A 9,502-nucleotide genomic window follows, 5' to 3' on the forward strand; every position below is an offset into this window, starting at 1 on the left:
TGTTAATCCGATCTAATTTTAATCTAATCGATCTTCTTAATCTGTTCTTATTCCTCTGGATCTTCATCTTCTTCATTTTCTTCTTCTAAAGCTTCTATATTCTCTTCATTCGTTTCAACACCATTTTCATCCGGGTTTTCTACTGTTTCAACAATGACTTCCGGAACTTCTGCTTCATATTCCTTTGTCACCCTCAAGTAAGGCAGTACATTTTCCATAATATCTTTAAAAATCCTTGCAGCATAACGACTGTTTACGTCAACACCTACCGGATCGTCAACCACCACAAGTGTAACGATTTCTGGTGATACCACAGGGCTAAAACCGATAAATGAGACAATGTAGTCTTTTGTTTCTCTGTTGCCTTTTTCTGCAGTTCCTGTTTTCCCGCCTATTGAATAGCCCTCAATCTTAGCACCTTGTCCTGTTCCTTCATCCACAACATGTCTAAGGGCAGTACTTGTCTCAAAAGAAACCTCTTCAGAAATAACTTTTCTTTGTAACTTTGGCTTGTTTTCTACAATCAGCTGTCCTTCTTCTGAAACAATACGGCGCATTAATTGTGGCTCATACAAATAGCCACCATTTATTAAGGAAGAAAATCCTGCAATCAATTGAATTGGTGTTACTTGGAAACCTTGTCCGAAGGCACTGGTTTGTATCTCTACCGGATTCAGTTGATCATAGCTATAGACCAAATCTCGGAAACTCTCTTCACCAAACAAATCAATATTGGTCACCGCGCCAAAACCAAACATACGCTGATAATTATAGAAGAACTCTCTTCCTATGGCTTCACCCATATCCATAAAAGCGACGTTACAAGAATTACTCATTGCTTCATAAATGGTTTGATGGCCATGTCCTGTTCGCTTCCAACAATAAATCGGTGCCTGTCCCTGATAAGGCACCTTATAACCGTTGCATAAAAAATCGTGCTCATGAGGATCTAGAATATATTCTTCTAGGGTCATTGCAAAGGTAAATGGCTTAAAAGTTGATCCGGGCTCATATGATTTTGATATGGAGCCATTACGCCACAATGTGTTTAGAAAATCACTTTTTTCTTGTGTGGTCATGACATTTAAGGTCTCTTCATCCAACAAGTGACTCATGTCATACGGGTTATTCAAGTCGAAGTTGGGATAAGAAGCCATGCCTAGAATCTTTCCATTTTGAGGATTCATAATAACCACTCTAACAGATAAAGCTTCTTCTGTCTCATAGAATCTTATAATTGCTTCTTCTATATAAGTCTGAATTGTAAAATCCAGATTCAATTCCACGTTATAACCTGTTGTTGCAACAATATCTTCTTGATTAAATCTATTTTGTCCGTCGACAGAACCAAAACGTCTACCAATTGTTCCTGATAGATATGTGTTATAAGTCTTTTCTATACCCCATAACCCTTCACCATCTGACCTTAAGAAACCAATGACATCTGAAGCCAGTGTGTTATAGGGATAGGTCCTCTGATATTGTTCTTCAAAAGCTACACCTTTGATAAGACCCTCTTTTAGAGCCTCTTCAATAGGGTGAATATCCATATATGTAAGTTTTCTGGCTATAATCTCATAATGACTTCTTTTGCGATCAACAAGAAGCTTAGACAATTGTTCAACCGTCACATCCTCTAGGGTATCTCCAAGTAGCTTTAATGTATAATCAATTACTTCCTGTTTATGTTGAGTGATGACAGCCGGATCAAAAATAACATTATAAATCTTATGGCTTTCAGCTAAAGGAATGCCTTTGTTATCTAGAATCGATCCTCTTTTAGGTATAATCTGATTGTTTGTGTCTGTTAGATTGTTAATCTGTTGGGCCAATACGGATTGCTTGTATTGCTGGTCATCAATGATATTAATATATACAATTCGATAGCCTAGAAAAATAAATAGTAAAATAAAAATAATGAAAAGCAGTATGCTTCTGCTTTTCATTAAATATTGAATTGATCGTTGCTTTTTCATATTACCAACCCCTTGTTATAAATGCCAACATATTGCCAAAAGTCACCTTATCATCTTTAGGTAATTCAATGGAGCTATACTGAACTGTATAACTGGTCGGTGCCGGTTCAAGGTCGATAACATCTATACCTTTGGGATAGACCATACCATATTCATCCATCGCTATACGCTTTATTTCATATAAATTCATTGTTTCATTGATTTCAGCTGTAATATTCGCATTTGTTCTTCTAATTTCATTAAGTTCGTTTTTAAGTGTCATGATTTGTTTAGATGTGTCAACAACTGAAAATTGAGCTTTTAACATAAATACACAAACAATAGACACAGCTATTATAACAGATGCTAAAATAAATGTACACGCCGGATTGATACTGGCAACTTTCTTTTTCCTATATTTTGTTTCAACAGATGCCACTGGGGCTATTTCTTGATAATTTAATGTTTGTTTATAGGCTACGGCATTACTACCTACAACATAAGTTTCCTTATTTCTTTGGTACCTCTTACCCATTGTGGTCACCTCCACTTTTTTTAAATACTCTCAGTTTTGCACTTTTGCTTCTTGAATTTTCTTCCATTTCTATATCTGAAGGAAGGATTGGTTTTTTAGGTGTCGCTTTGCCAGTGGGCTTTTTATCACAAATACAAACAGGAAAGCTGCTTGGACAGGTGCATGGATTTTCATTTTCTCTATAAATCTGTTTTACAATTCGGTCTTCAAGAGAATGAAAAGTTATAATACAAAGCTTGCCTTCAGGATTTAGGGCATCAATCATATCTTGTATGGTATTTTCGAGTACTGCCAGTTCCTCATTGAGCTCTATTCGGATGGCTTGAAATGTCCTTTTCCCAGGGTGACCACTTGTTTTTTGAAATTTCATCGGTATGGACTTTCTTATAATTTCTACCAATTCATAGGTTGTTTCAATTGGCTTAATCGCTCTGGCTTCTAAAATATGCTTGGTTATGTTGTTTGCAAACTTTTCTTCTCCATAGACCCTAAGAATCTTTGTTAATGACTGATAGGAATACTCGTTAACAATCGTTTTCGCTGTTTTTTTCTGTCTTTGATCCATACGCATATCAAGGGGTGCATCTTGCATATAAGAAAATCCTCGGTCAGCCGTATCCAATTGGAATGAAGATACGCCCAAATCAAGAAGAATACCGTCTACTGCCTCTATGCCTAGTTCTTTTATAATTGTGTTAAAGTTATTGTAATTACTTCGAACAATATTAACTTGATTGGCTACATGTTTTAATCGGTCTTGACTATGAGCTATGGCTGCTTCATCCTGGTCAATGCCAATGAGCCTGCCCTGTTCATTTAGCTTACTACAGATGACACTGGCATGTCCTGCACCACCTAGAGTACCATCTACATAGATGCCATCCGGTTTAATTTCTAAGGCTTCAATACATTCGTCTAACAATACGGATTTATGTTTAAATGCCATGTGATGCCACCCTCTCTCACTTACAATACTCTTTTTCTATAGGTTTAGACCCTCTAATGAATCTGCCAAATCACTAACATCATCTAATTCTTCATCTTTATATTTATCCCATATCTCTTTTGCCCATAATTCAATTCTAGATCCGACACCGATTACCACTACATCTTTATCTAATTCACCAAATGTTCTTAGTGAAGGGCTTACCATCGCTCTTCCTTGTCCGTCTAGAACACAAGCCATCGCAGAACCTGTGAAAAATCTATGTATTTTTCGAAAATCTTTGCTTTTTAATTGATTTTCTCCTAATTTGCCTTGAAATGCATGCCATTGATCTTCTGAGAATACAAATAAACACTTGTCGAAACCTTTCGTCAAATAGAAAGTCTCGCCAAGTTCATCTCTGAAATTCTTAGGTATTCGTACACGACCTTTTTCATCAATTGAATGGTTGTATTCACCAATGAACATCACTCCACCTACTTACCTGTTACAATTTTATTAGCCACTTATAGCCACTTTCATCCACAAATAACCACTTAATGTAATAATATAGTAATTTAATCAAAATTACAAGCCTTTCATTTAAAAAAAATGACGAATTCTTTTCAGAATTTGTCATTTTATATAAAACATTTGTATTTTTTTGTGTATATTGCACATATCATCTTTTGTTAATAGTTATTCTCCAATAATTCTATCACATAAAAGTCCAAAACTCTCCATTTTTATTAGGAAGAAGCCACAAGTTATGCTTACCAACATACTATAAGTTGGGGTAAGATGACATACTTTTTCAAGCAAACCACTACATCTTGTATTAAGCCGTTTTACGCAGCTTAATATGGCTGTAGATCATAATACCTAGTGATCCAACTACGAGTAGTATTGCAAGCGCTTGAGAAGCCGGTATGCCTGTATTGCCTATGATCAATTGATCGGTTCTAAGCCCTTCAATCCATGCTCTTCCTAAGCCATAACCGAAAAGGTATAACAAAGCAATCTCACCTTTAAATTTACGATGTTTAAAGTATAGCAATATAAGGATAAGTAAGACTAGATTCCATATAGACTCATATAAAAATGTGGGATGAACTTGAATATATTCTACACCGTTTATTGTAAGAATTTTGTCTATGAATGTATCTGGTATATATTTTGTCTTAGCGACTTTCATAGTCATGGCAAAAACATTATCAGTATGGCTCCCAAACGCCTCCATATTCATAAAATTACCAAACCGGCCTATGATTTGTCCAAAAATCAGTCCCGGCGCAGCTGTGTCGCACATCACTCTAAAATCCAACTTCTTAATTCTTGTAAAGACATATAGTGTCAATATGCCGGCTATAATCCCACCATAGATGGCCAATCCGCCTTCTCTTATATTTAAGATACTGATAAGGTCATTCTTATAGGCATCCCATTCGAAGGCCACATAATACAATCTAGCGCCTACAATTGCTGCAATTAAAGCATACATAAAAAAATCAACATAATCATCTGACTTTTGCCCGGTTTTCTTAGCTATTGACATTGGTATCAATAAACCGCCAATGAAACCCACACATATTAACAGCGCATACCAATATATGGCTATACCAAAAACTTTAAAAGCTACAGGCTCGATATGCATAAATTCTAATCCTAACTTTTCAAATATTATATCCGGTTGATTCATAAGGATCTCCTTTTTCTTTGACTATTATTTTCTTTTTCATAAAGGGTAAAAACTATGTCGTTTTAATAGCTTAATCATCACTATATAGGAATTTTTCTCAGAATGCAAGAGCAATAAATGGGTTAGGCGTAGACAAAACATCTTTTTATGATATAATTGACCAAGGATATGGGCGAATCATTTAGCTTCTTAAAATCCGTTAATTTTTTGTTGCAAAGGAAGGAATACCCTCATGAAATTAGGAATCGTTGGGTTGCCCAATGTAGGAAAAAGTACATTGTTCAACTCTTTAACTCAAGCAGGTGCTGAATCTGCCAACTACCCTTTTTGTACTATTGACCCCAATGTGGGCATCGTTACTGTGCCTGATCCTAGGCTAAAGGTACTCTCAGACTTATATAGTTCAAAAAAAATTGTTCCTGCTGTAATAGAGTTCGTTGATATTGCAGGCCTTGTTAAAGGCGCAAGTAAAGGTGAAGGTCTTGGAAACAAGTTTTTATCCAACATTCGTGAAGTAGATGCAATTGTCCATGTGGTACGTTGTTTTGAAGACACCAATGTTGTGCATGTCGATGGTGAGGTTAATCCTGTCAGAGACATTGAAACCGTTAATCTAGAATTGATTTTTTCTGATATGGAAATGGTGGATCGACGCATTGCCAAGTCCTCCAAACTCGCCAAAATGGACAAGATGGTTGCCAAGGAATTAGAAGTCTTAAACACAATCAAAGAAAAACTTGAAGAAGGTGTCTCTGTTAGAGCCATCGAGTTTGATCATGATGATGCTCTTGCTTTTGTTGCCAGTCTAAATTTGCTTACGAATAAGCCGGTAATCTATGCTGCCAACGTGAGTGAAGATGACTTATTGGATGATGGCGTTAGTAACCATTATGTGCAAACTGTAAAAGATTGGGCTATCGAAGAAGGTTCAAGCATCTTCGTTTTGTGTGCAAGAATAGAAGAAGAAATTGCCGAACTGGATGAAGCTGAGAAGAAAGAATTCTTAGATGACTTAGGTGTTCATGAATCCGGTCTTGACAAGTTAGTGGCTGCAAGCTATGAACTTCTTGGCTTAATAAGCTATCTCACTGCCGGTGAACAAGAAACTCGTGCTTGGACCATCACCCGTGGTACAAAAGCACCCGGTGCAGCCGGAAAGATTCATACTGATTTTGAGAGAGGGTTTATCAAAGCAGAGATCATCGCTTATGAAGCCCTTGTTGAAACCGGTAGTTTGGTGGCTGCAAGGGAAAAAGGACTTGTAAGAATTGAAGGCAAAGAATATGTTGTTAAAGACGGCGATGTTATTCTTTTTAGGTTTAATGTATGATTAAAGCATCAAAACTATATAGTTGAAGTAGGTCCCATGAAAACCCCGGAAGCAGTGTGTATGATTACGGTCTCCGATTGGTGCATCCATGCACCAAAAGTCGACGGTCAGCATCCATGCTGACTTGCTCCACCATGCACACTGCTTCCAGGAACTTCATGGTCGATGTTGGCTTATAATGATGTAATTGGTAACTTTAGCTTATAGATGGAGTCTATCATTCTATGGAGTCAGCTAAATCTTGGAGCGAAAAGATTAGAGACTTTTTAATAGATGGTTAAAGGGTCAAAACTAAGTTTCACTAAATTTACATACAATATATAGATTACGTTGATGCATTCATAACTATATATTGTATGCAAAAGTTCAACTATATAGTTTTGACACCTTAACCATAGATATAATAAAATAAAAGCACCTTATGATTAGACTGGATTGTCTTATTATAAGGTGCTTTTGATTATAAGATTATGTTGCTGTTTTGCTTGTCGATTAACCTATAATACTTCTTTTATTTTTTCTTCTTTGACTTTGTCTTCTTTTTTGCGATCTTTGGCTGCGAATTTGTCCATGATGTCAGGGACCATGTCGATGATCTTGGTTAAGCTGTCTTGATTCTTAACGTTGACGAGTTTGGTATGACCACCTTGAATGACTAAAACAGCACTTGGGCTTATTTTAGCACCAAGTCCACCACCGCCGCCACCTTGTGGGCCATCTGCTTTTTTGGCTTCTGATGCACCGGCGCCGACACCAAAAGATACATCTACCAAGGGTAATATAATTGTATCCCCAATGTTAATCGGTTCCCCGACAACAGTCTTACTGGATATAAAATTCTCCATACCACTGAACAATGATTCTACTGTGTTTCTAAAATTTGATTCCATAAAATTACCTCCTCTTTTCTCTTATCTAACCGCTTTTATGATGCTTCTCACTCTCTTATCAATAATGACACGAAGGCCATAATACACAATGACGCCAATTATAATCTTTCCTCTGATTTTTATATCACCTTCAAACATAACCTCTTCAAAATTAGGAATGATGACGACCGTCTTACCATAACAAGGATAGAACATGGATACACCGCCTAGTACAAGTCCTGTTGTAGCAGGATCATCGAAGCCAAATATAATATCCGCTTCTATATGTCTGGGTAATATTGATTTGATTATCTTATATACTTTACCTAATACAAACTTCAGTACACCTTTGTGCTTTTCGCTTCTTAATAATTCTATACCTGATTGGATTTGCTCCCAAAGGGATGGTTCGGATTTTCCATCTTTTGCTTTTTTTTCCTTTTTTATTTTCTTAGCTTTTTTAGATTTGAGGCTCTTTTCATCTTTGATAGGTTCTTTATTTGCAGATGCTGGTCCCTTACTTCTGTTATTCTTGGCATCTATCATAGTTTCTTTTGATTCTTGGGGTGCTTCTGCAACAACTTCTTTATCTTCTACAGAATTTTCTTCTATTAACTTATTTTCTTTTTCATCCGGACAGGATTTCTTAGTATCCTTTATGAGGTTTTTCTTAATTGCTTTCTTATTCTTAGGCGGCACAGTCGAGTCATATATTTTAAACCATAAAATCTTCACTTCATAACGAATGCCGTCACCATCATATCTAAACCTAACACGTATCAATCCAAAAAGATAGTCTACTTTACCGTATGCCAAAATGGCATCATACTTACTTCCATAAGCCTGATATCGAATAGGCACCCATAGGATGATGTTAGCCAGTATTAGCAACAGCAGCACCAAACCAAGAAGTGCTAATAATATGCTTTTCAAAATGATGAAAACAATCCCCAACATACCATCACCAACTTTTATTCTTTATTCTGCTCTACCGACATCGCATAGGCCTTAAATCTTTTCCCTATGACTGTAATACCTAAGACCGTTATAATCATACTTAATACAAAGAAAGCCAAACTCATCATGACGACAGTATAGAAGTATATCTCCGGTACCATATTTATCATTATATCAGTTTTTGGATCTAACAACCATAAATCGTTCGAAAAAAACAGTTCATGAAATATGGCAAAGTACTTGTTAAAATCAGTTGCAAACAAGATCCCAATGCCAACCATCATGGTCAACAAAAAGGGTATAACATATTTAACACGTGATAGCGTCTCATATAACATGATTTTTGATTTCTTCCAGCCATAACCTATAATAATTACGATTAAAAATAATGAGAGCCATTGCATGTTTCTTGCCCATATATAGAGGTTTTTTACATCTATCATATGAGCTTTTTCCCGTTCTCCAAAGATTTCTTGGTTTATACCGTCTATCTTGGATTCAATGACCATATGGTCTTCTTTATCCTTGATATAATCTAAGAGCTTATCGGTTACTGTCATTAAATCAGGTAGGGTCATTTTGGTTGTTTCCGTAATCTGATGGGTTTCATAATGCCATCTAAATAAGATCTCATTAAAAATAACCACTTGTAAAGAACCGATGAACAAAATCACGACCATTGCAACAGATATAATTAAGGCTAGCAGTAGATATTTTAGTTTGGCCATGATATATGAAGCTCCTTTTCCATTACTTTATTATCGATAATCTGGTAGCGCTTATACAAATGTGTTATTAGCTTCTCTATTAACTCAAAAGCATGTTCGCGGTTTTTACCTATGCCGGCTATAACAAACGCTTTGTTTCGCTCATTGAGCCTACTTATTTCCCGATTACTAACCATTTCTAACATGTTTTCATCCTGCTTAAGGCGTATGATAAATACATACTTGTGGCCAGTTTTTTTTGTATCCAGTTTTCGTAATATTTTAAGTCTTTTTTTTATGCTTAATGTTTTATCTTCAAGGATATCATTGATATATATCACTTAGCCACCTCTTCACACCCATATTATTATTAGTATATCAAATAACCGACTTAATACAACCTTGATTAAAGGGTCAAAACTAAGTTTCACTAAATTCGCCTACCATATGTAGATTACGTTGATACATTCATAACTACATATGGTAGGTGAAAGTTCAACTATATAGTTTTGACGCCTTAACCAA

Annotated in this window: 10 protein-coding genes; 1 reads left to right on the top strand and 9 read right to left on the bottom strand. The window is 36.0% G+C overall.

Features of this window, described 5'->3' with window-relative positions:
* Positions 1-47 precede the first annotated feature (47 nt).
* From AC6F8J_RS03715 to lgt, 5 genes are all read right to left on the bottom strand, one after another.
* Entirely contained in the window at positions 48-1,976 is a 1,929-nt protein-coding gene (locus AC6F8J_RS03715) for a penicillin-binding transpeptidase domain-containing protein (RefSeq protein ID WP_500721116.1), read from the bottom strand.
* 1 nt (position 1,977) lies between these two features.
* Positions 1,978-2,490: a hypothetical protein gene (locus AC6F8J_RS03720; protein ID WP_500721118.1), complete on the bottom strand. Its 513-nt coding sequence runs from the start codon at positions 2,488-2,490 to the stop codon at positions 1,978-1,980.
* The gene (rsmH, locus tag AC6F8J_RS03725; protein ID WP_500721120.1) at positions 2,483-3,436 is read right to left on the bottom strand and encodes a 16S rRNA (cytosine(1402)-N(4))-methyltransferase RsmH; all 954 of its coding nucleotides are present in this window, start codon (positions 3,434-3,436) and stop codon (positions 2,483-2,485) included. Before rsmH ends, AC6F8J_RS03720 begins: the two co-directional genes overlap by 8 nt.
* A gap of 36 nt (positions 3,437-3,472) precedes the next feature.
* A complete protein-coding gene (gene mraZ, locus AC6F8J_RS03730; RefSeq protein WP_500721122.1) occupies positions 3,473-3,904 on the bottom strand; it encodes a division/cell wall cluster transcriptional repressor MraZ in 432 nt (143 codons plus the stop codon).
* Between the two features lie 349 nt (positions 3,905-4,253).
* A complete protein-coding gene (gene lgt / locus AC6F8J_RS03735; RefSeq protein WP_500721124.1) occupies positions 4,254-5,114 on the bottom strand; it encodes a prolipoprotein diacylglyceryl transferase in 861 nt (286 codons plus the stop codon).
* Positions 5,115-5,346: 232 nt separating this feature from the next.
* Here lgt and ychF point away from each other — a divergent pair, with 232 nt between their 5' ends.
* Positions 5,347-6,444 (top strand): redox-regulated ATPase YchF, encoded by a 1,098-nt coding sequence (gene ychF, locus AC6F8J_RS03740; RefSeq protein WP_500721126.1) that lies wholly within the window; start codon positions 5,347-5,349, stop codon positions 6,442-6,444.
* A 497-nt stretch (positions 6,445-6,941) separates the two neighbouring features.
* Here the strand turns inward: ychF and AC6F8J_RS03745 are convergent, their stop codons facing one another.
* Genes AC6F8J_RS03745 through AC6F8J_RS03760 form a run of 4 tightly spaced genes read right to left on the bottom strand, consistent with a single transcriptional unit; the run spans position 6,942 to position 9,318 of the window.
* Positions 6,942-7,334 (bottom strand): spore germination protein GerW family protein, encoded by a 393-nt coding sequence (locus tag AC6F8J_RS03745; RefSeq protein WP_500721128.1) that lies wholly within the window; start codon positions 7,332-7,334, stop codon positions 6,942-6,944.
* Between the two features lie 21 nt (positions 7,335-7,355).
* Positions 7,356-8,246: a DUF2953 domain-containing protein gene (locus tag AC6F8J_RS03750; protein WP_500721130.1), complete on the bottom strand. Its 891-nt coding sequence runs from the start codon at positions 8,244-8,246 to the stop codon at positions 7,356-7,358.
* A gap of 38 nt (positions 8,247-8,284) precedes the next feature.
* Positions 8,285-8,998, bottom strand: a complete 714-nt coding sequence (locus tag AC6F8J_RS03755) for a TIGR01906 family membrane protein (protein WP_500721131.1) — start codon at positions 8,996-8,998, stop codon at positions 8,285-8,287.
* Positions 8,986-9,318, bottom strand: coding sequence for a hypothetical protein (locus AC6F8J_RS03760; protein WP_500721133.1), 333 nt, complete (start codon positions 9,316-9,318; stop codon positions 8,986-8,988). Before AC6F8J_RS03760 ends, AC6F8J_RS03755 begins: the two co-directional genes overlap by 13 nt.
* Between the last annotated feature and the right edge of the window lie 184 nt (positions 9,319-9,502).

It is taken from the genome of Petrocella sp., assembly GCF_059865615.1.

Bases quoted from the DNA above. Each gene is read 5' to 3' on its own strand.
- AC6F8J_RS03715 (WP_500721116.1), bottom strand. From the start codon at position 1,976: ATGAAAAAGCAACGATCAATTCAATATTTAATGAAAAGCAGAAGCATA.
- AC6F8J_RS03720 (WP_500721118.1), bottom strand. From the start codon at position 2,490: ATGGGTAAGAGGTACCAAAGAAATAAGGAAACTTATGTTGTAGGTAGT.
- rsmH (WP_500721120.1), bottom strand. From the start codon at position 3,436: ATGGCATTTAAACATAAATCCGTATTGTTAGACGAATGTATTGAAGCC.
- mraZ (WP_500721122.1), bottom strand. From the start codon at position 3,904: ATGTTCATTGGTGAATACAACCATTCAATTGATGAAAAAGGTCGTGTA.
- lgt (WP_500721124.1), bottom strand. From the start codon at position 5,114: ATGAATCAACCGGATATAATATTTGAAAAGTTAGGATTAGAATTTATG.
- ychF (WP_500721126.1), top strand. From the start codon at position 5,347: ATGAAATTAGGAATCGTTGGGTTGCCCAATGTAGGAAAAAGTACATTG.
- AC6F8J_RS03745 (WP_500721128.1), bottom strand. From the start codon at position 7,334: ATGGAATCAAATTTTAGAAACACAGTAGAATCATTGTTCAGTGGTATG.
- AC6F8J_RS03755 (WP_500721131.1), bottom strand. From the start codon at position 8,998: ATGGCCAAACTAAAATATCTACTGCTAGCCTTAATTATATCTGTTGCA.